Annotated in this window: 21 protein-coding genes; 17 read left to right on the top strand and 4 right to left on the bottom strand. The window is 46.2% G+C overall.

The window, feature by feature from the left end:
- Positions 1-2 precede the first annotated feature (2 nt).
- The 6 genes from pabC (at position 3) to AYJ58_RS14785 (ending at position 4,763) form a co-directional block, all read left to right on the top strand.
- On the top strand, positions 3-812 hold the full coding sequence (gene pabC / locus AYJ58_RS14810; RefSeq protein WP_106650718.1) for an aminodeoxychorismate lyase: 810 nt from the start codon (positions 3-5) through the stop codon (positions 810-812).
- On the top strand, positions 809-1,846 hold the full coding sequence (mltG, locus tag AYJ58_RS14805) for an endolytic transglycosylase MltG (RefSeq protein ID WP_106650717.1): 1,038 nt from the start codon (positions 809-811) through the stop codon (positions 1,844-1,846). Before pabC ends, mltG begins: the two co-directional genes overlap by 4 nt.
- 22 nt (positions 1,847-1,868) lie before the next feature.
- On the top strand, positions 1,869-2,495 hold the full coding sequence (gene tmk, locus AYJ58_RS14800; protein ID WP_106650716.1) for a dTMP kinase: 627 nt from the start codon (positions 1,869-1,871) through the stop codon (positions 2,493-2,495).
- Positions 2,489-3,445 (top strand): DNA polymerase III subunit delta', encoded by a 957-nt coding sequence (holB, locus tag AYJ58_RS14795; RefSeq protein WP_106650715.1) that lies wholly within the window; start codon positions 2,489-2,491, stop codon positions 3,443-3,445. The genes tmk and holB overlap by 7 nt, the downstream gene beginning before the upstream one ends.
- Positions 3,446-3,451: 6 nt before the next feature.
- Positions 3,452-3,778: a PilZ domain-containing protein gene (locus AYJ58_RS14790; protein WP_006081920.1), complete on the top strand. Its 327-nt coding sequence runs from the start codon at positions 3,452-3,454 to the stop codon at positions 3,776-3,778.
- A gap of 196 nt (positions 3,779-3,974) precedes the next feature.
- Positions 3,975-4,763 (top strand): TatD family hydrolase, encoded by a 789-nt coding sequence (locus AYJ58_RS14785; protein WP_006086270.1) that lies wholly within the window; start codon positions 3,975-3,977, stop codon positions 4,761-4,763.
- Positions 4,764-5,087: 324 nt separating this feature from the next.
- On the opposite strand, the gene rsmF is transcribed toward AYJ58_RS14785, so the two are convergent.
- Positions 5,088-6,533: a 16S rRNA (cytosine(1407)-C(5))-methyltransferase RsmF gene (rsmF, locus tag AYJ58_RS14780; RefSeq protein ID WP_106650714.1), complete on the bottom strand. Its 1,446-nt coding sequence runs from the start codon at positions 6,531-6,533 to the stop codon at positions 5,088-5,090.
- Between the two features lie 222 nt (positions 6,534-6,755).
- On the opposite strand from rsmF, the gene AYJ58_RS14775 reads away from it, so the two are divergent.
- Positions 6,756-7,982 carry a nucleoside recognition domain-containing protein gene (locus tag AYJ58_RS14775; RefSeq protein WP_106650713.1) on the top strand — a complete coding sequence of 409 codons (1,227 nt, stop codon included), beginning with the start codon at positions 6,756-6,758 and terminating at the stop codon, positions 7,980-7,982.
- Positions 7,983-8,125: 143 nt separating this feature from the next.
- On the opposite strand, the gene AYJ58_RS14770 is transcribed toward AYJ58_RS14775, so the two are convergent.
- The 3 genes from AYJ58_RS14770 to AYJ58_RS14760 are packed head-to-tail and all read right to left on the bottom strand — an operon-like array spanning position 8,126 to position 12,003.
- Positions 8,126-10,765: a PqiB family protein gene (locus AYJ58_RS14770; protein ID WP_106650712.1), complete on the bottom strand. Its 2,640-nt coding sequence runs from the start codon at positions 10,763-10,765 to the stop codon at positions 8,126-8,128.
- Complete coding sequence (locus AYJ58_RS14765) at positions 10,752-11,369, bottom strand: paraquat-inducible protein A (RefSeq protein WP_011846987.1); 618 nt, start codon at positions 11,367-11,369, stop codon at positions 10,752-10,754. The genes AYJ58_RS14770 and AYJ58_RS14765 overlap by 14 nt, the downstream gene beginning before the upstream one ends.
- 1 nt (position 11,370) lies before the next feature.
- Positions 11,371-12,003, bottom strand: coding sequence for a paraquat-inducible protein A (locus tag AYJ58_RS14760; RefSeq protein ID WP_106650711.1), 633 nt, complete (start codon positions 12,001-12,003; stop codon positions 11,371-11,373).
- Between the two features lie 208 nt (positions 12,004-12,211).
- On the opposite strand from AYJ58_RS14760, the gene AYJ58_RS14755 reads away from it, so the two are divergent.
- The 10 genes from AYJ58_RS14755 to AYJ58_RS14710 all read left to right on the top strand — a co-directional run bounded on the left by AYJ58_RS14755 (position 12,212) and on the right by AYJ58_RS14710 (position 26,042).
- Complete coding sequence (locus AYJ58_RS14755) at positions 12,212-12,511, top strand: YebG family protein (RefSeq protein ID WP_106650710.1); 300 nt, start codon at positions 12,212-12,214, stop codon at positions 12,509-12,511.
- Between the two features lie 17 nt (positions 12,512-12,528).
- Positions 12,529-12,987: a GAF domain-containing protein gene (locus AYJ58_RS14750; RefSeq protein ID WP_028759760.1), complete on the top strand. Its 459-nt coding sequence runs from the start codon at positions 12,529-12,531 to the stop codon at positions 12,985-12,987.
- 280 nt (positions 12,988-13,267) lie between these two features.
- Positions 13,268-13,897, top strand: coding sequence for an RNA chaperone ProQ (gene proQ / locus AYJ58_RS14745; RefSeq protein ID WP_006081911.1), 630 nt, complete (start codon positions 13,268-13,270; stop codon positions 13,895-13,897).
- Positions 13,898-13,925: 28 nt separating this feature from the next.
- A complete protein-coding gene (gene prc / locus AYJ58_RS14740) occupies positions 13,926-15,971 on the top strand; it encodes a carboxy terminal-processing peptidase (RefSeq protein WP_198555472.1) in 2,046 nt (681 codons plus the stop codon).
- 84 nt (positions 15,972-16,055) lie between these two features.
- On the top strand, positions 16,056-18,605 hold the full coding sequence (gene pepN / locus AYJ58_RS14735) for an aminopeptidase N (RefSeq protein ID WP_106650708.1): 2,550 nt from the start codon (positions 16,056-16,058) through the stop codon (positions 18,603-18,605).
- Between the two features lie 43 nt (positions 18,606-18,648).
- Positions 18,649-18,864 (top strand): DUF2835 domain-containing protein, encoded by a 216-nt coding sequence (locus AYJ58_RS14730; protein WP_106650707.1) that lies wholly within the window; start codon positions 18,649-18,651, stop codon positions 18,862-18,864.
- Between the two features lie 338 nt (positions 18,865-19,202).
- Positions 19,203-21,245: a DUF1302 domain-containing protein gene (locus AYJ58_RS14725; RefSeq protein ID WP_006081907.1), complete on the top strand. Its 2,043-nt coding sequence runs from the start codon at positions 19,203-19,205 to the stop codon at positions 21,243-21,245.
- A 13-nt stretch (positions 21,246-21,258) separates the two neighbouring features.
- Complete coding sequence (locus tag AYJ58_RS14720; RefSeq protein WP_106650706.1) at positions 21,259-22,623, top strand: DUF1329 domain-containing protein; 1,365 nt, start codon at positions 21,259-21,261, stop codon at positions 22,621-22,623.
- Positions 22,624-22,677: 54 nt separating this feature from the next.
- Complete coding sequence (locus AYJ58_RS14715; RefSeq protein WP_106650705.1) at positions 22,678-23,694, top strand: WD40/YVTN/BNR-like repeat-containing protein; 1,017 nt, start codon at positions 22,678-22,680, stop codon at positions 23,692-23,694.
- Positions 23,695-23,726: 32 nt separating this feature from the next.
- Complete coding sequence (locus AYJ58_RS14710; protein WP_106650704.1) at positions 23,727-26,042, top strand: efflux RND transporter permease subunit; 2,316 nt, start codon at positions 23,727-23,729, stop codon at positions 26,040-26,042.
- Positions 26,043-26,141: the final 99 nt, after the last annotated feature.

Here is a 26,141-nt window from a genome sequence, read left to right as displayed (position 1 = left end):
ACGTGTTTTGGGTGAATGGCGCATCGCAGGCGAGTATCGACCCTTCCGATCGAGGGCTTGCCTACGGTGATGGCCTGTTCGCGACTATGCGGACAGGCGCTGAGGGGATTTTATTTTTAGAGGCCCATCAAGCTCGTTTAACCGCAGGCGCCGCAAGGCTTGGGTTTCAATGGCAAATGAGTGAAGCACTGCAACAGCAGCTTTATGCCTTAGCCATTGAATATCCTAATCATTGTATTAAGTTAATTGTTACCCGTGGTGTCGGTGGCCGTGGTTACACACCACCAGAAACAGTTAATCCGACCGAAATTGTCTCAGTTCATGCTATCCCAAGCCATTATGCAAAGTGGCAGCACGCGGGCATTTGCCTTAAAACCTCGTCGGTACGCTTAGGTTTGCAGCCCTTGTTGGCTGGGATGAAGCATTTAAATCGACTCGAACAAGTGTTGATTAAATCCCACCCTTTACCTCAGGGGTTTGATGACTGGTTAGTTAACGATATCGAAGACAATGTGATTGAATCTTCGATGGCGAATGTGTTTTTTATCAAAGGCAATCGCGTTATAACCCCTGCATTAGCCCAGTGCGGCGTGGCGGGTGTGATGCGCGAACAGGTTATGTTAGCCTTGCTTGAACAGAACATGAATATCGAATGTTTGCCCGTTGGCGCAGAGCGTTTAATTGAATTTGACTCAGCGTTTATCACTAACAGCGTTTTAGGAATTGTGGATGTACTGGCGATAGACTCGCTCAAGTTCAGCCGTGCTCCGATTACCGCGCAACTTAGACAGACACTTTCACTTATCCTATGAAAAAACTCATTCTTATCGGCAGTTCAACCCTGTTGACCTTGCTGACATTAGTCTGTTTGGGCGCCTTTTGGGGCTATCAAACCGTCATTGAATACAGTCAAACGCCGCTGAGTCTCAGCGAGCCTAAAGAGCTGACCGTTGAACGCGGTACCAGTGTCAACCAACTTGCGCAGCAACTTGCCGACGATGGCGTGATTCAAGACACGTGGAAACTCAAGTGGTTACTTAAGTTCCGCCCTGAGCTTGCTAAGATCCGCTCGGGTCTTTACGAAATTTCACCTTCACAAACCATTACCGATTTGCTGAATGATTTGATTGCCGGAAAAGTGAAAACCTTCAGTTTGACCTTAGTTGAAGGCAAAACCATCGTTGAATGGGAACAACAACTTGCCAGTGCGCCGCATTTACAGATGTCACCAGAGGTGTTTGCCGCTGTCTTGATGGCGCAGGGCGATGACTCAGGTTTGCCAGAGGGTAAATTCTTCCCCGACACCTATCATTATACTGCTGAGGCGGATGTTAAAGTTCTGCTGACTCAAAGCTATAAGATGATGGAGCAAGAGCTTGCCAAAGCGTGGGCAGAACGGGCGCCGAATTTGCCGTTAAAATCGCCCTATGAAATGCTGATTTTGGCATCGATAGTTGAAAAGGAAACCGGCCAAGCCCATGAGCGTGAGCAAATCGCCGGCGTATTTGTTAATCGTCTGAACCAAGGCATGCGTCTGCAAACCGATCCGACGGTTATTTATGGCATGGGCGAACGCTATAAGGGCAATATCACCCGTAAAGATTTAGTCGAAGAGACACCTTTTAACACTTACCGTATTTTTGGATTACCGCCAACACCGATTGCAGCACCGAGCAAAGCCTCACTGATGGCCGTGTCTAAGCCCGCCAGCGTGAGTTATCTCTATTTTGTGTCACGCAACGATGGTACCCATGTGTTTTCAAGCACACTTGAAGCACACAACCAAGCTGTAGATGTGTATCAGCGTAAGAAAAAACCGGCGACGCCAGAAAAATCACCAAAGTAAAAATGCAGAGAAAGAAAATCTAATGTCAGTTTTTGCAAAATTTATCGTTATTGAAGGTTTAGAAGGCGCGGGTAAGTCGAGTGCGATTAACCTTATTCGCGACTTTATTGAGAAACACACGGGTAAAGCGCCGATCTGCACCCGCGAGCCGGGTGGCACGCCACTGGCAGAACGTATCCGTGACTTAGTCAAAATTGCTGATGCGACCGATCCCTTGTGCGACGAGGCCGAGTGTTTACTCATCTATGCCGCCAGAGCCCAGTTGGTTGCCAATGTCATTAAGCCCGCGCTTGCAAAGGGTCAGTGGGTATTGGGTGACAGACACAATTTATCGTCACTGGCCTATCAAGGTGGTGGCAGGGGCTTAATGCCGTTAGTGGAGGCGGTTAGCACTGCCACCCTTAAAGGCTTTAAACCCGATCTCACCTTGTACTTAGATTTAGATCCCAAGCTTGGGCTAACCCGCGCGGCTAAACGCGGTGAGCTTGATAGAATTGAGCAACAAGCGATTGATTTCTTTGAACGAGCTCGCGCGACTTACCTTAAACTTGCTAGCGAAGATGACAGCATAGTGGTTATCGATGCGAGTCAAACCATGGCCGAAGTGCATAAAGATATCTTAGCCGTGTTACAGGCGATGGCATGGTAGTTGAGTCTGGGTTTACGGCTGCGCAATTGCCTTGGCTCGAAGGGCCAAGGCAGGCATTTTTAGCGCAACTCACGCGGCAAAAAATGCCCCATGCGCAGCTTGTCGGCATTGATTCTGCTTATGGTGGTGAGCTGCTGAGTGTGTTTATGGCGCGTGCGGCCATGTGTTTGCAGCCAACACCGGTGGGAGCGTGCGGTTTTTGTAAGTCTTGTCAGCTTTTTGATGCGGGCAATCATCCCGATTTTTACCATATTGCTGCCGATGGCAATCAAATTAAAGTCGATCAAATTCGTGAGCTTTGCACGCGTCTGACGGCGACAGCCCAGCAAAGCGGTATGCGAGTGGCGATTATTCATCATAGTGAGCGGCTTAACTCCGCTGCCGCCAACGCTCTCCTTAAAACCCTTGAGGAGCCGGGTAAAGACACTTTACTGATATTGCAGTCGGATACGCCTGCACGTTTAATGGCGACGGTCAGCAGCCGTTGTCAGCGCATTCCCTTCGTTGTGCCAAGCCGAGAAATCATCAAAAACTGGTTAGCGCAGCAATGTGATATCCAAGAGGATGTTACTTGGTGCTTGAGTGTGGTGGGTGGACCGCTAAAGTTGGCAGAGAGCTTGCAGTGTGAAGGTGGTCAACAGAGCCGTTATCAATCCTTGCTACAGTTTCGCAAAGATTGGGCCCAAAGTTTGTCGTCTGGTCATCTGTGTGCTAGTTTGTTAACTATAAGTGAACAACAAATAATTGATGTTCTTAAGGTTTTATACCTGCTTATACGACAAGTGTTACTGAAAAACAGCCATCAAGATGCGTTTGTTCATGCGCAGCTCGGGAATTTGGCGGCTAAGATCATGGGAATGTCTCATAGCTTAAGCACAATGCCGAGCGTCAATTATCTGGCTTTGTGTCAAAGTTATGTCTTAGAATATAGAGAGATAACAAATAAGTAATATGCCATGGTAGATCTCGTCGTTAATTTTGATACCTTACATCAGCTATATCGTGCCTATATGCCTTTTATTAAGCCGGCAGGATTATTCATTGCGACTAGTGAAGGGCATTACCTTGGCCAGCCACTGACGATTGCGTATCGCTTACCGGGCGCGACCATAACGAATGAATTTCGCGGTGTTGTGGTATGGATCAATCCCTTAGGTGCTTCGGGCGGCCGTCCTGTAGGCATTGGCATTAAAATTGTTTCTGAGCCCGATAGCCATAAACACCACATCGAAAAGTTACTGTCCCGCGAACTGGCCTCCGGCGATCTAACCTGCACTATGTAGCTTGGCCCGCATTCTTGCTCTAATTTGAAGCTTGCACAGTCTTAAACGTTTTTATTTCAATATCTCGCTGGTTTAAATTTTCAAGTTTTTATATTTACTCACTCTCTAAACTGATACTTCACCTTCGCGGAATTTGACCTCGATCCCCTGGCTGGGTATCCTTGTCGTCCTTTTGTTATTCAGCTTGGAAATCCCTGTGCTTATTGATTCACACTGCCATCTCGATCGCCTGAAAGCGGCGCCTGATCAACAAACCTTAGAACATATTCTGGCCAGCGCGAAAGCCCGTGGCGTGGACTATATGCTATGCGTGAACGTGCGCCAGCAGGGATTCGAATCGATGAGAGATAAAGTTGCAGCCTTCGATCAGGTATTTTTGTCATCGGGCGTGCATCCATTAGACGTTAAAGAAGGGCTTGATGTTGAGCAAATCCGTCGCTTTGCCACCGATCCTAAAGTGGTCGCGATTGGTGAAACTGGCCTAGATTATTTTTATGCCGACGAAACTAAACTGCTGCAACAACAATGTTTTGAGCAGCAGATTGCCCTTGCGGTCGAAGTGAATAAACCTTTGATTGTCCATACCCGCGATGCGCGTGAAGATACTATCACTATGCTTAAGCAGGGCAACGCGGATAAAGTCGGCGGCGTACTGCATTGCTTTACCGAGAACTGGGAAATGGCGAAAGCGGCGATTGATCTTGGCTTTTACATTTCAGTATCAGGCATAGTCACCTTTAAAAATGCCGGTGAACTGCGCACCGTTATCCGTAAAGTGCCTCAGGATCGTCTGCTAGTTGAAACTGACTCGCCTTATTTGGCGCCGATCCCACACCGTGGACAAGAAAACCAGCCCGCCTATGTGCGCGATGTGGCTGAGTTTGTAGCAGAGCTTAGAGGTGAGCGTTACGAAGATCTTGCTGAGTACACCAGTAATAACTTCTTTAATTTATTCAAAGATGCGGCGCGTTTAGTCGGCCGTTAGTTTTAAGTGCTTTGACCCACGTTATGCGATTGCGTGCTTGCCAATACTGAGACATAAAGGATCAGGCAAAAAGCTCAGGCATAAAGGCACTGGGATAAAGACACTGGCATAAAAAAAAGGCCCAAAACGATGAAAGCTGTTTGGGCCTAGGGGAATGGCTCGTTGAAGAGCCGTGCGCTACAGGTGAAAGCGCCATGCAGTGCGCTACAGGTGAAAGCGCCATGCAGTGCGCTTTACAATAGACTCAGTGTAGTCGAGCTTTTGCCCTAGAGTCGCGTTCACCTTCCCCTTTTTTAGGTTATTTATCGCTAAAAAACAGCAGAACTATAACGATTTTGTCTGTTCTGGTAGCAATAACACTTTATCTTTCACTAAGTCTCTGGGCAGGTTGTTTTTTAACTTATTGCCTAAATGTTTCGCCATGCCTAATGGTGCGCCGCCATAACAGACGATCACTTCACCTTGGGCTTTTCCTGCGGTAGCTAAGGGAATATCTCGCCCCATCAAATACTCTTTGGCTTCAACATCGCTCACATCGACCGTTTTTGCGGTTGGGCTAAGTTGTTTTCCCGCTAAAGCAATAATCGCTTCATGGCGGACTTTAAAACCGTGCTTACTGTTATCGGCGAGTTTAATGCCAATACGCTGAAAGCGCATACGGCCGATAAAAGCGTTGAATTCATGTGGAAACAACCAAAATTCATCATCGCGAACCATGATGAGTTCGTCTGGTAAGCTGATGCCTAAATCCTGCTGAAAATAATCTTTGATCCCTTGGGCTTGTTTCGCTGATGCGGGCGTGAAGGGGAAGTTTTTCTGCAGTTTAGGCTCAGGCTGTAACCGCGGCACAGAGGTCGTTTTGGTTAATTTAGCGACAAAGAAACCTTCACTGTCGTAAATCTGCGGCCAGACATGCAAGAAGCCTTCGGCAGTCGTGGCTCGCTCAGCGCCATCAAATAAATCACTTAAGGATTCAAATTGCACGGCATCGCCGTAGACTTGCTTTAAATACTCGCACACGCCTTGGTTTTCGAGGCGGTTTAAGGTGCAGGTTGAGTAAACTAAACTGCCGCAGGGTTTGAGGGCGAGAAACGCCGATTCGATTAAGGCTTTTTGGGTTTCACTAATCGCCAATACATCGTCAAGGCTCCAGTGTTTTAGCGCATCGGCATCTTTACGCACTGTGCCTTCGCCGCCACAGGGGGCATCGATGAGCACGGCATCGAAACTTTCGTACAGGTATTCGCCAAACACACGGCCATCGAAATGGGTGAGGGCGCAGTGGCTCGCGCCCATGCGTAGCACATTGGCGTGCAATACTTTTACGCGGCTCGCCGAATACTCATTTGCCACCAATAAACCTTGGTTTTGCATTAATGCAGCCATTTGCGTGGTTTTTGAACCCGGCGCGGAGGCAAGATCGAGAACGCACTGCAAATGTGCATTCGGTGTAAAAAGTGCGGTCGGCGGCAACATAGAGCTGGCTTCTTGAATGTAGAATAAGCCCTGAATGTGCTCTAAGGCATTACCGAGTTGTTCTTCTTCATCGTAGCTGATCCAAAATCCGTCTTCACACCAAGGAATAGGATCGAACGTCCAGCCCTTAGGTTGCATCAGAGTCTTAAAGTCGTCGCTGCTGATTTTTAAGGTATTGACCCGAATTGAACGTCTAAGCGGCCTGTCGCAGGCGGCAATAAACTCGTCCATGGATAAATGGGCGGGGAGTTCTTGGGTGATTGTATCGATAAAATTTTGATTTAATTGAACCATTGATTTCATTGAACCATAGGAAAATAGACTGTGTATCAACTGGCGCGAGTATATCATAATCCCTTATTGGGTCTGAGATTTTATCCTAAGTGCCTCAGCCGTTATGGTGATTTAATGTTGATGCTTGGCGATTGCCGTAATATTGCAATGCATCGCCATAACGTTAGCACTCAGTAGCTATAAGCTAATAGAATAAAAACAAATAAAAATAAGGGGATTAGCGTGCTGAATCGCGTGTGGTTAGCTTTCTTTGTTACGGCATTACTGGCAATAGCGGTGCAACTGTTTAATGGGCACATAGAAGTCCTATCGGCTTCGGTCGCGGCATTATTTGCGAGTGCTAAGCTTGCCGCCGAAATTTCCCTTGGGCTGATTGGCGTACTTTCCCTATGGATGGGATTGATGCAGGTGGGCGAGAAGGCCGGAGTAGTCGGCGCCATCGCCTTTGTGTTTGAACCCTTACTGCGCCGCTTGATGCCAGAAGTGCCCAAGGGCCATCCCGCCTTTGGCAGTATCACGATGAATTTAACGGCGAATATCTTTGGCTTAGATAATGCCGCCACGCCGCTTGGTTTAAAGGCCATGCATGATTTGCAGAGTTTAAATCCGTTAAAAACCGTGGCGACCAATGCGCAAATCTTATTCTTAGTACTCAATACTTCCTCTGTGACCTTAGTGCCTGTGACGGTATTCCTTTACCGTGCCCAGCAAGGTGCAGCTGCGCCTGCGGATATTTTCCTGCCGATTTTACTCGCAACCTCGGCCTCGACATTGGCAGGCTTACTGGTTGTGGCGTTAGTGCAGCGGATTTCGTTATTAAACTCAGTGGTGCTCGGTTATGGCGCCTTGATGCTCTCTGGCTTAGTGGCGAGTGGTTTTTATCTGATGACCTTAAGTGCGGAAGCCATTGGTACAGTGTCGACGGCCATGGGCAATGGTATCTTACTGTTACTGGTTTTTACCTTTGTGATCGTTGCGGGCATTCGCAAGGTGGCGGTTTATGATGAGTTTATTGAAGGGGCGAAGGCGGGTTTTGCTCAATCTATCCAACTGATCCCTTATTTACTCGCCATGTTATTAGCTATAGGTTTACTGCGCGCATCCGGCGCCTTGGATTATCTGTTGCACTTGATTGCCAGTGGCGTGCGGATATTGGGTTTTGATACGCGTTTTGTCGATGCTATGCCGACCGCGCTGATGAAACCTTTTAGTGGCTCAGGCGCCAGAGCTATGATGCTTGAGACAATGGATCACCACGGAGTAGATTCTTTTGCGGGCCGATTAGCGGCGATTTTTCAGGGCAGCACTGAAACTACTTTTTATGTTCTCGCCGTGTATTTTGGTTCTGTGGGTATTCGCCATGGCCGCCACGCCTTAGCCTGTGGGTTAACCGCAGATTTCGCGGGGATCAGCGCCGCGATCGCCGTTTGCTATTGGTTCTATGGTTAACAGTATGGTAAGGGTTTTAAGTGCCCAGGAATGTGCCAATAACATTGCGAGAAGCTAAAAATCAATCAGGCGCATTATGCGCCTGATTGATTTGTAAGAGCTTTAATATTAGGGAGTTGGTGTAAGTATTTTGCTGAAAAGGATTACTGGGCGGGTGCCCATTCCTGCCATTCGTTTTCAGCTTTATGCTGCAATCTTAATACTGTTCCTGCTGCTAAACGATTACCTTCTTGAGTCGTGTCCTTAGTCGCGACATTGATGCCGCCAGCGAGTAAGGTTTCCAGCGAGCCCGCTTCGATTTGCGCACCTGAAAAGAGGCCAACATCGACTTTAATCCCTGAAGCATCCCAGAACTGACTGCTCTGATTCACTAAGTGACTGTACTGCGGCTCGATATGGGCCTGCATCAATACACTATTACCCTGTGTCGATAGGCTATAACCGTCGATTTGACCGACTTTAATCCCTCGGAAGAAGATAGGTGTGCCGACTTTCATCGAGCCTAAGTTGTTATCTTCTAAGGTGAATTTAAGCGCATCTTCGGCAACATTGGCATAGCTGCTGGCAGCGAGGTTGGCGACAAACTGGGTCGCTGTTTGACTGCTTATACCCGGCAGTACACCGATATAAGGGCCAGTTAACAAGGTATCAGGCGCTTTAATTCCCGCCAGAGAAATTTGCGCATCCACTAAATGATATTCACAGTCGCTGCGGCTGAAATGCTCGGCGTATTCGCCGTAGAGATAGGCAGTTGCAGTGAGTGTATTGAGATCAGCATTGAGTTTCACCTGCGACACTTCACCTACTTGATGACCTTGATAGCGGATCGCTGCTTTGGCGGTAAGCTTGCTTGAAGCGGGTAAGGTGAGGCGAATTGCCTGCGCCTGAGTTAATGCCAGTTGCTTGCTTTCATAGAGTTTTAAGTTAGCGGCATTGCTGGCTTTATCACTGCTATCAAGCAATCCCAAACTAATGCTGCCCTTTAATGCTCCTTGAAGCGGCGCGACCGTAACATCAATACCGGCAAGACTGGCGCTGATATCGACAGCGCTGTTACGCCAGAACACATGAGGCTTTTTCAGCAAGGGCTGGAACTGTTTGTCGATAGCGAGCTTGATAGCAAAGTCTTCGGTTTTGCTTTGCCAGTTCACTGAGTCAACTGTGCCAATTTGCATTTTTTTATAGTAAATCGGTGAGCCTTGGCTGACATCGGCGCCATCTTGACTGATTAACGTTAAATGCACTTGCTGCTGACGATCATAAAAAGTTGTCGCGGTATCCACAGAGCTAAAGAGGGTTAGAGCGCTGTTAGCAGCTAAAGGTGTGTCGCTATGACCTTGGATCAAGCTAACTGCACCTTGAGTTAGCGTTGTAAAATCCCTTGCTTTGACTGAGACACCATCTAACGATGCGTTTACCGTTAATGCTGACTCAGGCACAAAATAGCTGTCACTGCGAATAAGGCCTGCAAACTCAGGTTGTAGCTCGAGTTGATATTCTACCGCCGATAAATCTTTGGTTAACTTAACCGCAAGCACAGAGCCAATGGGGATTTGCTTAAAGCGAACTTCGGCGCCCGCTGAAATGCCCATGTTTTCGGCTGAGGTTAAGGTCAAGAAACGCTTCTTTGATTGCAGTAAGTCAGGCGCCTTTGATTGCAAGGCAAAACTGCTTGGTACCGCCGTTTTAGTATTAATGCCCGGCAGGAAGTTGATCACGCTACCCGTCAGTAAACGCTCTGGATTTTTAATGCCTGAGAGGGAAATATCGGCACCTTCAAGCCAAAACACGCCGTCGTTAGTTAACAGTGCACCGTATTGAGGTTCAAACTTAGCCACGGCTATTACGCCATTGGCGGTGAGTTGCTTACTTAAAATACTGCCGATATTGATGCCGCGATAAACAATGCGAGTGCCTTTGTCTACACCGTTAGCATCAGCCATGGTCAGACTTATTTCTATGCCGCCAAGGGCTGTAGTTTCTGAATCATAAAGCGAAAAAACGTCGCCGTTTTTGGCAATATCCGCGTTATCGTCAGAGCTGAAACTCACGCCGCCAGCCAGAATGGATGCCAAACTCTCAGAGCTGACTTTAACCCCAGTCAGCGAAGCATCAATTTTAACACCGGAGACATTCCAAAAGTGAGAGTTTTTCTTCACTAATCGCGCGTATTGCTCTTGAATAAAGGCGCTGATGATGACTCTTTGATTACCATCTAGACGATAGCTGACCACGCTTCCAACCGGAATTTGGCGGAAAAATATCGGCGAGCCAACATCGAGCGAACCGAGTTTGTCTGAGGTCAATTCGACCATCACACCTTCTGAGCCGATTTGCATCGGCGGTGGTTGGCGTTCTGCTTCAAAAAATGTTGACGGATTACCTTTACCCGGTTGAATCGCAATGTAGTTACCCGAAAACAGTGCATCTAAGCCTTCAACACCTGTGATGCTGGCCTTAGGGGTGACAAGCCAGAAGAGGGTCTCTTTATTTAAGAAAGGCTTAGCGCGGTAGTCCATCATGACCTTAACGTTTACGCCCTTGAGATCTTCATCTATGCCAATGTCTTTTACTTTACCGACAGTCAAGCCTTGGTATTTGACTAAGGTTTTACCTACGTCAATCCCAGTGGCGCTCGGAAAGTGAATTTGAATTTCAACGCCCGATTCTTTAATGCTCTTAATGCCCAGCCACGCCCCCAATGCCAACGCGACAATAGGCAGTAGCCAAATGGGCGAAAAGAGTTTTTTCTTTACAACTTTCGGCGATTCAATTTGTGTCATCTTGAGGTTCCAATCGATCCCAGAGTAAACGAGTGTCTAACACTTTTGCGGCTAACTGAGTTAACAGAATAACCAAGGCAAATGCAGTCGCGGCAGGTGCGGGTTTAGCATCGAGTAGTTGTCCCATATTCACTAATGCCACTGTGATTGAGATGACAAATAAATCGAGCATAGACCAACGACCAATCCATTCGATGATGTGAAAACCCACCATCAATTTCTTTTTTGAAATCGGAATATCAAAGCTGATCGCACACAGATAAATGGATAAACCGATGATTTTAATCCATGGCACTAAAATACTGGCAGTAAAAACTATCACGGCAATGGGCAACATATCTGAATGCACTAGATGCAAAATGCCCGAAAAAATGGTGTCGTGCCGCACTTGCCCTTGATTGGTCAGCATAGTGATAGGGTAAATGTTGGCAGGCACCAGCAAGATGGCAGCGGTAATCAACAAAGCCCAACTTTTTTGCAGGCTAGAATAGTCCCTGACCTGCAACTCAGCTTCACAGCGTTGGCAGTGGGTGAGGTCGCTACTATTGAGCTGGCGGCAGACCTTACACAGACACAGGCCGATATCTTTACCTTGTTGCTTCATATCAGCGATGACCTTCCAATAACGTCCACATGTGCTCTAAGTCGTATTCTCTTTGTAGAAACAAGGTCACGAGAAACAACATAGTGAAGCAAAATGTGCCCATACCAAAATAAATATCCGAAAAATCAGAAAGCTGGAACGATGAAACCAAAAAGCTGATCACATAAATTTCTAGCATAGTGAGCTGCGACAATACGCCATGAAACTTCAATAATTGCTTTAATGAGTTACGCCAAAAAAGACGACTCAGTCCCCATTTCACAATCCAAATCTGCGTCAGTATCGATAACAGTAATAAGCCTGGGCCAATCACAGCGGCGGCAAGCACGGCTAAACCTACAACCCAATAACCTTGGTCAAATACCGCAAACGCGCCCTGAAAAACCGTGGTGGTGCGAATGCTGCCGAAAAAGTGAATTTCGAGTACGGGTAAAAAATTGGCAGGAAAATAAAACACTAATGCCGAAATACATAGGGCTAGCATGCCATTTACAGAACAGTAGGGAGTGTCATAGAGTGCTGTGCCACAACGGGGACAGAGGGCTCTAACGCCGCTTGGCAAGGCACGTTTGCGGACTGCTAAATCGCAGGAACGGCAAAGGATTACTGAATTTTCTGCTGCGTTTTCATGCATATAAAAATATTATATTAGCCTAAATAGGAGTAATAACAGCGAGTTCGGTGCAAAGTGTAGTGCTAATCAGTCGTTCTGCACAGTCTGGCGCTTTATAATCTTGGCAACGAAAGTACGCTAATAATATCAGATTAATCAGAACACTTGCATCACAAGTTCAATCTATGTCACTCTAGTTACTGTATATAAAAACAGTGCGAGGGCAGTCATGGCAGTAATAACACAGTTTGTCGTGGTCAGAGAAGGGGTTGAAAAGATGACATTCACATCTAAGAAGGAGGCTGATGCCTACGATAAGATGCTCGATATCGCCGATAACCTTATCCCCTTCATTCAAAAAGCTGATTTAGGTATAGATGAAAGCGTGGCCGAAAAGCTTGCATTCTATTTTGCTAACAATAAAGATGAGCTGACGAACTTGCTTAAAGGTGTCGTTCAGGTTAATAGTACGCCAACGAATTCACCTGCTGCGAAAAAAGCGGCTAAAAAGACCGAAGTAGCAGAATAAAATTGTTAGGAAATGTAATGAAATCGAAATTTTATGAGTCACTTAACCGTCAAGCCTTGGCCTTGTTGGAAGGGGAAGACGACCTTGTTGCGGCAATGGCGAATTTTTCAGCCTTACTCAATGATAATTTGACTGAGCTGAACTGGGTGGGATTCTACGTTATGCGTGGCGAACAACTGGTACTAGGCCCGTTTCAAGGTAAAGTGGCTTGTACACGCATTCCGTTAGGAAAAGGCGTGTGTGGTACGGCGGCATTCACCAATCAAACCCAGCGAGTGGCCGATGTTCATCAATTTGATGGCCATATTGCCTGTGATTCTGCCAGTAATTCTGAAATCGTTGTGCCAGTTCGTGCCCAAGGTAACGTGGTTGCCGTGCTCGATATTGACAGCCCAATCTTCGATCGTTTCGATGAAGAAGACCAAAAGGGGCTGGAATTACTGGTTAAAAGTTTTGAAAACTGCCTATTTGATTAATTTGCGTACAATAACGCATAATTCATAGTCGCAATCGGTGGCGTGCGCCTTATAATATGCGCCTGCACGCATTAAGCTGGTTTGATTGGCATGCAATGAATAAGCTTAGTGTTTTGAGCTGTAAAAATTTGTTAAGGTATATTTTTTAACTTTAGTAAACGCGGCTAGGATGCTAATTTGTACGTTGACTCAATATTGAGTTTAACGAAGATAAACGACACGTAAGAAGCTGATATATATCACCTCGAATCGATGTCCCTTTTTGACTGTGGAAGTAATGATGGAATCAACAGAAAAGTTGACCGACACCAATGCAATTTTGGCGTATTTGTATGAAACATTTCCTTTGTGCTTTATTGCTGAAGGTGAAACTAAGCCATTAAAAATCGGATTGTTTCAAGATTTGGCTGAAAGGTTGGCTGATGATTCTAAAGTCAGTAAAACTCAGCTCAGAGTTGCCTTAAGACGTTACACCAGCAGCTGGCGCTATTTAAAGTGCGTTAAAGCGGGCGCACAACGCGTTAATCTGGATGGCGAACCTTGCGGCGAGTTAGAGCAAGAGCACATTGACCATGCTCAAGCCATGTTGAAAGAAAGTCAGGATAAAGCGAAAGCGAAACGTGCAGCACTCGCACCTAAGCCTGCGGCGAAGAAAGCCCCTAAAAAAGTGGCTGTTCCTCAACGTGCTAAAACTGAGCGTCCAGCTAAGCCTGCACCTAAAGCTGCAGCGCCAGTCGTAAATTATGTTCAAGCACAATTGACTGATTTAACGAAAAAACAACGCGTCAATGTTAAGTTAGGTATGACACCCGTAGCCGGTGTAATTACTGATATTAACAAGGAAGATATTCATGTTCAGCTTGATAGTGGCCTAACGATTAAAGTTAGAGCAGAACATATCCTGCTGTAATCATTTTTTAAAACGGAGTAACTTGTTGATGCGAAAACTCACTTTGGCTACCTCGATCGCCACTGTTTTTGTCGGATTCTCGGCTTGGGCCGTACCACCCACGATTCAAATCAGCGAGTTACCCACTCTCAAGCAGGAAGCGCAACATAAGGTTGCGAGTAAAAGGATAACGGACTTATACACTCGTTCGCACTATCATAGATTTAATCTCGATGATGCCTTTTCTGCGCAAATATTTGACCGTTATCTGCAGCAGTTGGACTATCGCCGCAATGTGTTAACCCAAGCGGATGTCGATAGTTTTAAACCTTATGCTACCCAATTCGATGACATGCTCAGTTCTGGTGAACTTGAGCCTGCCTATAAAATGTTTGATATCGTCCAAAAGCGCCGTTATGAAGGCTTTGTCTATGCTTTATCCCTATTGGATAAAGAGATGGACTTCTCCGCCCCCGGCGATGCCTATGAGTATGACCGTGACGATGCGGCATGGCCAAAAGATCAAGCCGAGATCAATGAGTTATGGCGTCAACGTGTTAAATACGATGCGTTAAATCTGAAGCTCACAGGTAAAAAATGGCCTGAGATTGTTGAGATCCTGCAAAAGCGTTACAACAACGCCATCAAACGTTTGACTCAAACCAACAGTGAAGACGTGTTCCAAGGTGTGATGAATGCCTTCTCACGCAGCATTGAGCCGCATACGAGTTACCTGTCACCACGCAATGCTGAACGTTTCCAAATGGAAATGAATTTAAGTCTTGAAGGGATTGGTGCTCAACTGCAACTTGAAGACGATTACACTGTTATTAAAAGCTTAATTGCTGGCGGCCCTGCGGCTGGCAGCGAAAAACTGTCGCCTGAAGACAAGATTGTCGGTGTCGGTCAAGAAGGCGGTGAAATTGTTGATGTCATCGGCTGGCGTTTAGACGACGTGGTTGATCTGATCAAAGGGCCTAAGGGCAGTAAAGTCGTACTGCAAATTTTACCGAAGAAAGGCGGTTCGAATGCTAAGCCATTCGACGTTACCTTAGTACGCGATAAAATTCGTCTTGAAGACAGAGCAGCAACCTCTAAGGTGATTGAACCTAAAGATGGCGAGTACGCAAATCGCAAAGTCGGTGTGATCCAAATTCCTGGCTTCTACATGAATTTGTCACAGGACGTTGAAAAAGAGCTAGTTAAGTTAAACGAAGCCAAAGTTGAAGGCATAGTTATCGACCTTAGAGGTAACGGTGGTGGTGCATTAACGGAAGCCGTGTTGCTGACAGGACTCTTTATCGATATGGGCCCTGTGGTGCAAATTCGTGATGCCGATGGCCGTGTGTCTGCGCACCGTGATAACGATGGCAAAACCAGTTATGCCGGTCCTTTAACTGTGATGGTTGACCGTTACAGTGCGTCTGCCTCTGAAATTTTTGCTGCCGCATTGCAAGATTATGACCGTGCACTGATTGTCGGTGAGTCGAGTTTTGGGAAAGGCACAGTGCAGCAGCATAAGAGCTTAGGTCGCATCTACGACATGTATGAAAAGCCAATTGGTCATGTGCAATACACGATTCAAAAGTTCTATCGGATCAATGGCGGCAGCACTCAGCTTAAAGGTGTGACACCCAACATTGCTTACCCAAGTGCGTTAGAGCCAGGTGAGTACGGCGAAGCTGAAGAGAAAAATGCCTTGCCTTGGGATAAAGTGCCAATGGCGCAATATGGCACGCTCAACGATGTGACACCTGAGTTAGTGACTAGCCTTGAAGCTAAACATCTTAACCGCATCAAAAGCAGTGTAGAGTTTGCCTATATCAATCAAGATATTGCCGACTTTAAAAAACATCACAAAGAGAAGACAGTTTCTCTGGTTGAAAGTGAGCGTATTGCCTCCCGTGAAGCCGATGAGAAGAAAGTCCTCGATAGAACAAACGAGCGTCGAGTCGCTAATGGTTTAGCACCGGTTAAATCAATGGAAGACATTAAAGACGACGCCGAATTGCCAGACGCATTTTTAGACGAAACCGCTTATATCACTTTAGATATGGCTGATGCGCAAAAACTGGCTAAAACTAGTGCTAAGTAGGCGCTAGTCGAGTCGATTTATCCAATATCAAAACGCGCTTATGGCGCGTTTTTTCTTATTTAGATCAGCGTTAAAGGGATCGAAATGACACAAGCTCAAGCAAAATACTTAAAAGATTATCAAGCGCCACTCTTCACGATAGACACGATCGACTTAGCCTTTAATCTGGCGGGCAATAAAACTCAAGTGCAGGCGATCAGTCGTATAAAACGCACTTCAAAACATACCCATGCCTTAGTGTTAGATGGTGAAGACTTAACTGTTGTCTCGTTGACGGTTGACGGCGAGGCAGTGCCTTACCATGTTAGCGCGGGTCAATTAGTCTTAGAAACGGCGCTTGATGAGTTTGAACTGAATATTATCACTAAGCTCGATCCCGAGGCCAATTCAAGCCTTGAAGGCCTGTACATGTCCGATGGTGCCTACTGCACGCAATGCGAGGCTGAGGGCTTTAGACGGATCACTTATTTCCTCGACCGTCCCGATGTATTAGCTAAATACACAGTTCGTATCGAAGCCGATAGCGCCGCATTCCCGTTTTTACTGAGTAACGGGAATTTGATTGATCAAGGCGAGTTAGAGGGCGGTCGCCATTATGTTTGCTGGCAAGATCCGTTTCCAAAACCGGCTTACTTGTTTGCCTTAGTCGCTGGCGATTTTGATCTGTTGCAAGATGAGTTCATTACCCGCAGTCGCCGTAAAGTGATCCTGCAAGTGTTCGTCGATAAAGGTAATTTACATAAAGCGCACCATGCGATGGCGTCACTTAAAAAATCCATGGCATGGGATGAGAGTCGTTTTGATCTCGAGTACGATTTAGATATTTACATGATAGTTGCCGTCGACTTTTTCAACATGGGAGCGATGGAAAACAAAGGCTTAAATATCTTCAACACTAAATATGTGCTTGCAGATACGTTAACGGCTACCGACGAGGATTATCACGGTATTGAATCGGTGGTAGGCCATGAGTATTTCCATAATTGGACCGGAAACCGCGTGACGTGCCGCGATTGGTTCCAGTTAAGTTTAAAAGAAGGCTTAACGGTTTTTCGTGATCAAGAATTTAGCTCTGATTTAGGTTCACGCGCTGTGAATCGAATTCACGCAATTAAAGTGATCAAGAATCAACAATTTGCCGAAGATTCAGGCCCTATGTCCCATCCAATACGTCCAGAATCTGTGATTGAGATGAATAATTTCTACACAGTCACTGTGTATAACAAGGGCGCTGAAGTGATCCGCATGATGCACACTTTGCTCGGCGAAGAAAAGTTTCAAGCGGGGATGAAACTGTATTTTAAACGCCATGATGGCCAAGCGGTCACTTGCGATGATTTTGTGGCGGCAATGGAAGATGCCAGCGGCGTAGATTTAACCCAATTCCGTTTATGGTATAGCCAAGCAGGCACGCCGATTGTGACTGCGATGGACAGTTTCGATGCGCTAACTGGCGTTTACCAATTAACCCTTAAGCAAAGTTTAGCGAACTGTGCATCACCTTTGCATATTCCTTTTAGCATCGAACTGTTAGATGCCAAGGGGCATTCTTTAGTGAATGAAGTTCTCGACTTTACTCAAGTGGAACAAGTGTTTAGTTTTGAGGGATTAAGCCATAAACCGGTGGCTTCACTGTTGCAAAACTTCTCCGCGCCAGTCAAATTACAATACAGATTCAATGTCGATCAACTGGTTCACTTGATGCGTTTTGCCAGCAGCGAAGTAGCGCGCTGGGAAGCTTCAGTGACCTTAGTGAGCCAAGCGATTTGGCAAAATGTGGCGAGTTTACAGCAGCAACAAGCCATGACACTCGATCCCCGCGTGCGCGATAGTTTTAAAGGTGTGTTGTTAGACACTGAACTTGATCCAGCATTGATTGCCGAAATCTTAGCCATACCTACGGCATCTGCTTTGATTGAGCAAACAGACAGCGTTGATCTTGATGCCTTAGCCTTAGCCCGTGAATTTGTGTTAACTGAGCTAGCTTCACACTCTGAAGATGAATTAATTGCGCTTTATCGCTCTTTGGTATCGGTCGATAGCACGCAGGCAAGAGCGCTTAAAAATCAGTGTTTAACTTGGCTAGCAAGAGTGTCGGATGAGGCAGAAGCGTTAGTCATTTCTCAGTTCGATAAAGCCAACAATATGACTGATTCCCTCGGCGCACTGACTGCGGCAAATGTGGGTGATTTGCCTTGTCGCGATGAGCTGATGACCACATTTGAGCTGCGTTGGCAGGACACGCCATTGGTAATGGATAAATGGTTCATGTTGCAAGCAACCCATAATGCACAAGATGTGATAGAACGTCTGCGTCAATTACAACAGCACAAGCGATTTAGTATGAGCAATCCAAACCGAGTGCGTGCTTTAGTGGGCAGTTTTGCGGCGGGGAATATTTATCAATTCCACCGTCAAGACGGTAAGGGTTATGCCTTCTTAACTGAATGCTTAATGACCCTTAATAAGCTCAATCCGCAGGTTGCGGCGCGCATGGTGACGCCATTGATCCAGTTCCATAAATTCGACTTAGGCCGTCAAGCCTTGATCAAAGCCTGTTTAGGGCAACTTTTGGCTTTACCTGACTTATCTAAAGATATGTACGAAAAAGTCTCTAAGACATTGGCAAAATAGCGATTTGTAGGAGGAGCGCGGCAATAGATGCCGCCCTGATATTATGGAATTGTATTTCAAACTAACGATCAGCTATCGAGATTTCTTACCTTATTATCAAGGGCTTGCTGATAAAGTTGAGGTTCGCGAAACGCAAGGACGTATTTTGTGGATTAATGGTCGTCATTTCAGACGTTTTTTAACCGAAAATGGCATTCACGGCTATTTCAAATTGGTTTTAGATGATAAGGGACAATTTGTTTCATTAAATCGAGTTTAGCCTAAATTTGTTTATTAATGCTTAGAGTAATTACTTTAAACGGTCGGCTGATTATTAGGCTCAGTTTGTGATATTTAGTTTTTAAATATGTTAATGAATTATATGATTTTTTGATGTCTTTCCTCGCTTTATTTCTATCCCGCTTTTCTCTAATTTAAATCCCACCTTTTCAACAGCTGGCACAAATGTGTCTACATGCTTAATTCTTTAGAAAATTTTCTCTAACTGCGCCTTGCCCAAGGGGATTAATTGCTGTAACAATGATGTTACCTGTGAGCTAACAAGATGTTGGTTGTAATTCCTAAAACAAAGAATCCAGCAGGGTACGGAGAGCTAAAATGAAAATTGTTAAAAATAGTTTTAACAAATCGGCGCTTGCTTTGGGGGTGGCGTCGGCATTGAGTTTGTTAATGATCCCAAGCGTTAATGCAATATCTTTTGATTGGGGAGAGGTTGAGGGTACATTTGACTCAACTTGGACTGCTGGTGCGAGCTGGCGTGTTGGGGCGCGCGATTGGGAAGGTCAAATTGGTAAGGTGAATCAACCCCAATTCGATTGGTCTAATTACAGCGCATTTGGCAATACAAAATATACTTCTGCTGAGATTTGGGCCCAGCCCGGGTCATATTCCAGCAACAATGATTTAAGTAACTTACTTTATTCACAAGGCGATACTACGTCTGAAATCGTCAAAGGTTTGCATGAATTATCACTGAAATACAAAAACTACGGTTTATTTGCCCGCGGTATGTATTTCTATGATCGTAAACTGAACGATGGCAATTATGACTACAACGATCCGATCACGGGCAAAGAATTTGACCCTTGTGAAGATAGCCGCGCTTCAGAAGTGCAATGTAAAGATATCCGTTTATTAGATGCGTTTGTTTATGCCAACTTCGATTTGAATGAGGGTGCGAATCCACTATCTATTCGTGTAGGTAATCAAGTAGTCTCATGGGGTGAAAGTACGCTGATTGCCCATGGGATCAGTGAAATTAACGCCGTGGATTTGAACATTCTTAACGCGCCTGGTGCTGAGTTAAAAGAAGCGTTCAGACCGCAAGGTATGGTGTGGGCATCCCTTGGCCTGACAGATTCGTTAACGGTTGAAGCATTCTATCAATATGATTGGCAACCTATTTGGGTCCCAACTCCGGGCTCGATTTTTGCGACTAATGATTTTGCCGGTTTTGGTGGCTATGCGCAAAACGCTCAGCTTGGGTTTAACGCTAACCCTGACATTAACTTAGATTTTGTGATGCAAGAATATGAGCGTTTAGCGGGCATGATCGCCAGCGGCCAATCTATTCCGACACAGCAATTGGTTTCTATGGCTTTAGCCTATCCAACGAAAGTGACCCTAGTGCAGGATGAAGAAGAACCAAGCAATGATGGCCAATACGGTATCAAGCTGGGTTATTACGCTCCTGAGCTGGGTGAAACTGAATTTGGTTTCTATTTCATGAATTACCATAGCCGTCGTCCACTGATCAGCGGTACTGCCGCTGATTTTAGCACGGGCGCATTGTTGTCAGATCTGGCGACAGTAGGCCAAAACTCGGGCAACATTAACCGTGAATTGCTGCTTAGTCTTAAGAGCTTCTCTAAGGCGCAAATCGTTTATCCAGAGGATATTAAACTCTACGGTTTCAGCTTCAATACCTTGATTGGTGATACCTCTGTCGCGGGTGAAATTGCCCATCGTCAAGATGAGCCACTGCAGATTGATGACGTTGAGTTGCTGTTCGCCGGTATGCCACAGCAGTTAGCCAATGCGGGGCTTCGTCCCGATCTTGATGGTATTTCGCAGATTAAAGACGTTCAACCGGGTGAAACCGTCGATGGTTTTATCCGCCTTGATACCACACAGGCGCAGGTGACTTTCACCCATCTATTTGGTCCAACCTTAGGTTTAGATAACTTAACTATGTTGGCCGAAGTGGGTGGTGTGTGGATCCACGATATGCCAGGTTTCGATGAGCTACGTCTCAATGGCCCAGGTACGTCGCGTTCTGGCGGCAATCCCGATATGCCAGGCATCATTCAAGCCTTGCACAATGGTCCTGAGACTAACCCGTTCCCTACTGACTTTGCTTGGGGCTACCGTTTAGTTGCAAAAGCGGATTTCAACAACGTCTTCGCTGGGGTCAATATGTCACCACGGGTCATTTTCTCCCATGACGTTGACGGTATTACTCCAGATCCTATGTTCCTGTTCACGGAAGGACGTAAGTCTGTCGCGCTAGGCGTTAACTTCGATTATCAAAACCGTTGGGGTGCAGATATCTCCTATAACAATTTCTTTGGCGGTGTCGGTACGACGAATGCGATGGCAGATCGTGATTATGTTTCATTCAATATCAAGTATTCGATCTAAAAGGACTCAAACAATGAAGAAACTGACGATATTGGCGAGTGCAGTGATGTTTGCACTCGTAGCGCCAGTCGCTATGGCTAAGGTATCAGAGGCTGACGCGGCTAAACTTGGCAATGAGCTCACCCCTTTAGGTGCTGAAAAGGCGGGTAACGCTGATGGTTCTATTCCGGCGTGGGATGGTGGTATCACTAAGCCTGTGGCGGGTTATACCAAAGGGATGCATCACCCAGATCCTTTCCCTGAGGATAAGATTGAATTCACCATTACCAATGCTAACAAAGCGCAATATAAAGACTTTTTAACACCGGGTCAGATGAAGTTGTTCGAACTTTATCCTGATACTTACAAGATGAATGTGTATAAGACTCGCCGTAGCGCATCTGTGCCGCAGTTTGTCTACGATGCGACTAAAGCTAACGCGACACGTGCAGAATTGATTGCACAGGGCAATGGTATTTCTGGCGCTGCTATTGGTATTCCATTCCCGATCCCTGCAAATGGCTTAGAAGCGATTTGGAACCACATTTTGCGTTTTCGTGGTATCGACATCGAGACTTCCCGTAGCCAAGCAGCACCAACGGCCGATGGAAGCTTTAGTTTGGTAGAAACGGCTGAGGAAATTCGCTTCGAATATTCTCGTCCTGAAATGACTTTAGATCTGCTTAAAGCCAGCAATACGCTGTTCTACTTTAAGCAAGTGGTAACTCAGCCAGCCCGTTTAGCAGGTACTGCGTTATTGGTGAAAGAGACCATGGATCAAGAGGCCTTGCCACGCCAAGCTTGGACTTATAACACAGGACAACGTCGTGTCCGTAAAGCGCCAAACGTCGCTTTCGATACACCGGGTACAGTGTCTGATGGTTTGCGTACGACGGATGATTTCGACATGTTTAACGGCTCTCCAGTGCGTTACAACTGGGAACTGGTTGGCAAAAAAGAAATTTATATCCCATACAACGATTACAAGCTGCACTCAGACAAACTGAAATATGACCAAATATTGAAACCTGGTCATGTGAACCCTGAATATGTTCGTTGGGAAAAACACCGCGTATGGCAAGTGAAGGCGACGTTGAAAGACGGTATGCGCCACATTTACAAAGTGCGCGATATGTACCTTGACGAAGATTCATGGCAAGTGTCGATAGCCGATCTCTACGACAACCGTGATCAGCTGTATCGTGTGGCCGTTGCACATGGCTTGAACTACTACGAAGTACCAACTCAATGGGACACGCTGGAAGTCTTCCATGATTTGCAATCCCGTCGTTATCTCGCCATGGGTTTAGACAACCAAAGTGGCATGTATAACTTCGATGCCAAACTGACCGAAGCTAACTTTACCCCTGATGCGTTGCGTCGTGAAGGTATCCGTTAATACGCCGTAAATAAAGGGGCGCTTTGCGCCCCTCATTAGTTTAAGGAAGTTTGTATGTCGTTTCGCATCCTTCAGTGTGTTGCTGCATTAAGTTTTGGTGGCGCTTTTTTCCCTTCTACGTTATCTGCTACTCCTTCTGATCCGATTTTTTCACAAATTCAACCGCTTGCGGCTTCATCTCTGATTTTAGATATTGCCAACGTGGGCAAAGGGTTAGTGGCTGTGGGTGAGCGCGGTCATGCTCTGGTGTATGACGGCAGTTGGCATCAAGTGGCGACGCCCGTAAGTTCACAGCTGACAAAAGTGTTTTTCCTTAATGACAAACTAGGCTGGGCCGTGGGCCATGATGCGACCATTTTACATACTCAGGATGGTGGCCAAACTTGGCAGCAGCAGATGCATTCGCCCGAGATTGAAAAGCCATTCCTCGATGTGGTGTTTTTAGACGAAAACAATGGTATTGCCATTGGTGCTTACGGTTTGTTTTATCGCACTAATGATGGTGGCGCCCATTGGAGTGATGAGTTCCATGAGGAGCTGTTAGCCGAAGAAGATGTGTCCTATTTAGCGGAGTTAAAAGACAGCGATCAATCAGCCTATGTGAGTGCGCGCGCTTCATTATTGCCGCACTTTAATCGTATTTTAACCTTGACTGACGGACGTTTATTACTGGTCGGCGAGTTAGGCCTAGTGGCGGTTTCAGGCGATAAAGGCAGCACATTTGCGCGTACCAGTTTTGATTACGATGGCTCTATGTTTAATGCCATTGAAACGAAAGATGCCGTGTATGTGATGGGCCTTCGCGGCCATATATTCAAAGCTGATGTGAGTTTAAGTCAGTGGAATGAAATCGAACTGCCAGTGCAATCTTCAATCAATGGGGCTATGTCAGTGTCGGACGATGCGGTTTATCTCGTGGGTAATGCGGGGATTGTGATTAAACTGAATGAAGATGACACCAGCAGTATTGTTACTCGTCGCCAAGGGGAAAACTTAGTCTCTATTGCGAAGGATAATCAAGGGAATATGTGGTTATCCGGCAGCCAAGGGCTGTTTATTCTTAAGCCATAAAATTTTAAAACTACAATAACAGGGCCGAGAAGATGTTAGAAAAACTGGTCAACGGATTTGAGTCATTTTTATTCCGCAATCGTGCGTGGGTCGTCGGCATTTTTGTGTTTTTGACGTTGTTTTTAGGCTATCAAGCCAGTCAACTCAAAATGGATGCGGCCTTCATCAAAAACATTCCGCTGCATCACAGTTATATGCAGACCTACCTGAAACATCAAAAAGATTTTGGTGGCGCTAATAGCATTATGGTGGCGGTCGAAGATACCAGCGGCAATATATTTAATGCGAACTATTTTGATACCTTAAAAAACGTGCACGATCAGCTGTTTTTTATTCCAGGGGTTGACCGCGCACAGGTGAAATCGATTTTTTCGCCTTCCACACGGTTTACCGAAGTCGTTGAGGATGGTTTTGCGGGTGGGCCCGTGATTCCGGCGGATTTTTCGACCACAGTGTCTGGGCTCGAAACCGTGCGCGATAATATTGAAAAAGCGGGCATTGTCGGTCGATTAATTGCCAATGATTACAGTGCGGCCATGGTGTCGGCGCAGTTGATGGATTTTGACCCACAAACTGGCAAACCCTTAGATACCATCGCCTTTGCGGCGCAGCTCGAAAAAGAGCTGAGGGGCAAGTTTGAAACCGATAAGGTTAAAATTCACATCATAGGTTTTGCCAAGATGGCGGGAGATGTGGCCGATGGTGCTAAGGGCGTATTACTGTTCTTTGTGATCGCCATTTTTATCACCGCCGTCATGGTTTACCTTTTCTCAAAATCGATCATTCTGACCGTTTTACCCCTCGTCTGCAGTTTAACCGCTGTGGTCTGGCAGCTCGGTTTATTGACTGTGATAGGTTTTGGCCTCGATCCCATGTCGATTCTGGTGCCTTTTTTGGTATTTGCCATCGGTGTGAGTCACGGGGTGCAAATGATCAACGCGGTTAGACGCCGCGTGATGGACGGACAGACCACTAAAGCGGCTGCTGCTTCGGCATTCCGCAGTTTATTAGTACCAGGTGGCGTTGCTTTACTATCTGATACTGTTGGTTTTATTACTCTATTGTCGATTGATATTGGGATTATTCGTGAGCTAGCGATTTCGGCATCACTGGGTGTGGGCGTGATCATTTTCACTAACCTTATCCTGTTGCCTTTGGTGATTTCCTTTACTGAAATCAAAGTCGATAAACACGCAGAGCCAACGGCTGAAGAAGTCCGCACCGAAGCGATTTGGCGCTTCTTGGCACGTTTCGCGACGCCTAAATACGCTGTCGTGGTGATTATTGCAACTGTGGTGCTGTATTTTGCTGGTCTGCAGCAAGCCAATCAGATGAAGATAGGTGACTTGCAGGGCGGGGCTCCCGCGTTACACCAAGATTCGCGTTATAACCTCGATACCTTCTTCATCACAGATCATTTCTCCATCACCACCGACGTGATGACTGTGATTGTTGAGGCGGCGCCCGAGGCTTGTACTTATCACGACGTGCTAACTCAAATTGATGAGTTCGAGTGGCTAGTGCGTAATACGCCTGGGGTTGAATCGACTGTGAGTCTGGCGTCGGTGGCTAAAAAAGTGAACGCAGGCTTTAACGAAGGCAACCCAAGATGGGAAGTACTTCCACGTACGACCGCGAGCTTAGTGCAGGCCATTGGCCAAATTCCGACCACCTCGGGTTTGTTAAATGGCGATTGTTCTGTCATGCCTGTGTATCTGTTTATGAAAGATCACAAGGCAGAAACCATAGAAACTGTGGTCGCTAAGGTGAAAGCCGTCGCCGCGAAAATGGATAACGATAAGTTGCAATTTAAGCTGGCGTCGGGTCCTGTGGGTGTAATGGCAGCGACCAACGAAGCGGTGGCTGAAGCGCAATTACCTATGATGTTATATGTCTATGGTGCCGTGTTTGTACTTTGCTTAATCAGTTTTAAATCCTTTAAAGCGACAGTGGCTGTGATTATCCCGCTGTATGTGGTGTCAACATTGGCACAAGCCTTGATGACGCAACTGGATATTGGTTTAGCGGTTAGTACTTTACCTGTCATTGCGCTGGGGGTCGGTATCGGTGTGGATTATGGTATTTATATCCTTTCGACTATGTCATCTAAGCTCTCGAACGGAATGCCAGTGCAACAGGCTTACTATGAGGCGTTGGTCGAACGGGGCAGTGCGGTGATTTTTACAGGGCTGACTTTAGCGATTGGTGTCAGTACTTGGTTCTTCTCAGCACTTAAATTCCAAATGGACATGGGAATATTGTTAACATTCATGTTTGTGGTAAATATGCTCGGCGCCATAATTATCCTTCCTGCATTGGCCGCCGTTTTCTGGCGCCAACCTAAGTAGGGTCTACAAATGGGGAGCTTAGCTCCCCATTTGCTTTTGAATACTTAGTCTGCTTTATCGATTGTTTGGTCATTTGTCATTCATTGTTTACGCCAATAC

Origin of the sequence: Shewanella sp. Pdp11, from assembly GCF_002838165.1 — a bacterium.
Classification (GTDB): domain Bacteria; phylum Pseudomonadota; class Gammaproteobacteria; order Enterobacterales; family Shewanellaceae; genus Shewanella; species Shewanella hafniensis.
The sequence above is the reverse complement of the archived record's forward strand: the minus strand, read 5'-3'. Positions and strand labels throughout refer to the sequence as shown.

Coding starts and splice junctions, on each gene's coding strand:
- AYJ58_RS14790 (WP_006081920.1), top strand. CDS start 3,452: ATGGTAGATCTCGTCGTTAATTTTGATACCTTACATCAGCTATATCGT.
- prc (WP_198555472.1), top strand. CDS start 13,926: ATGCGAAAACTCACTTTGGCTACCTCGATCGCCACTGTTTTTGTCGGA.
- AYJ58_RS14750 (WP_028759760.1), top strand. CDS start 12,529: ATGAAATCGAAATTTTATGAGTCACTTAACCGTCAAGCCTTGGCCTTG.
- tmk (WP_106650716.1), top strand. CDS start 1,869: ATGTCAGTTTTTGCAAAATTTATCGTTATTGAAGGTTTAGAAGGCGCG.
- AYJ58_RS14770 (WP_106650712.1), bottom strand. CDS start 10,765: ATGACACAAATTGAATCGCCGAAAGTTGTAAAGAAAAAACTCTTTTCG.
- proQ (WP_006081911.1), top strand. CDS start 13,268: ATGGAATCAACAGAAAAGTTGACCGACACCAATGCAATTTTGGCGTAT.
- AYJ58_RS14715 (WP_106650705.1), top strand. CDS start 22,678: ATGTCGTTTCGCATCCTTCAGTGTGTTGCTGCATTAAGTTTTGGTGGC.
- AYJ58_RS14710 (WP_106650704.1), top strand. CDS start 23,727: ATGTTAGAAAAACTGGTCAACGGATTTGAGTCATTTTTATTCCGCAAT.
- AYJ58_RS14765 (WP_011846987.1), bottom strand. CDS start 11,369: ATGAAGCAACAAGGTAAAGATATCGGCCTGTGTCTGTGTAAGGTCTGC.
- AYJ58_RS14730 (WP_106650707.1), top strand. CDS start 18,649: ATGGAATTGTATTTCAAACTAACGATCAGCTATCGAGATTTCTTACCT.
- rsmF (WP_106650714.1), bottom strand. CDS start 6,533: ATGGTTCAATTAAATCAAAATTTTATCGATACAATCACCCAAGAACTC.
- AYJ58_RS14725 (WP_006081907.1), top strand. CDS start 19,203: ATGAAAATTGTTAAAAATAGTTTTAACAAATCGGCGCTTGCTTTGGGG.
- pepN (WP_106650708.1), top strand. CDS start 16,056: ATGACACAAGCTCAAGCAAAATACTTAAAAGATTATCAAGCGCCACTC.
- holB (WP_106650715.1), top strand. CDS start 2,489: ATGGTAGTTGAGTCTGGGTTTACGGCTGCGCAATTGCCTTGGCTCGAA.
- mltG (WP_106650717.1), top strand. CDS start 809: ATGAAAAAACTCATTCTTATCGGCAGTTCAACCCTGTTGACCTTGCTG.
- AYJ58_RS14720 (WP_106650706.1), top strand. CDS start 21,259: ATGAAGAAACTGACGATATTGGCGAGTGCAGTGATGTTTGCACTCGTA.
- AYJ58_RS14755 (WP_106650710.1), top strand. CDS start 12,212: ATGGCAGTAATAACACAGTTTGTCGTGGTCAGAGAAGGGGTTGAAAAG.
- AYJ58_RS14760 (WP_106650711.1), bottom strand. CDS start 12,003: ATGCATGAAAACGCAGCAGAAAATTCAGTAATCCTTTGCCGTTCCTGC.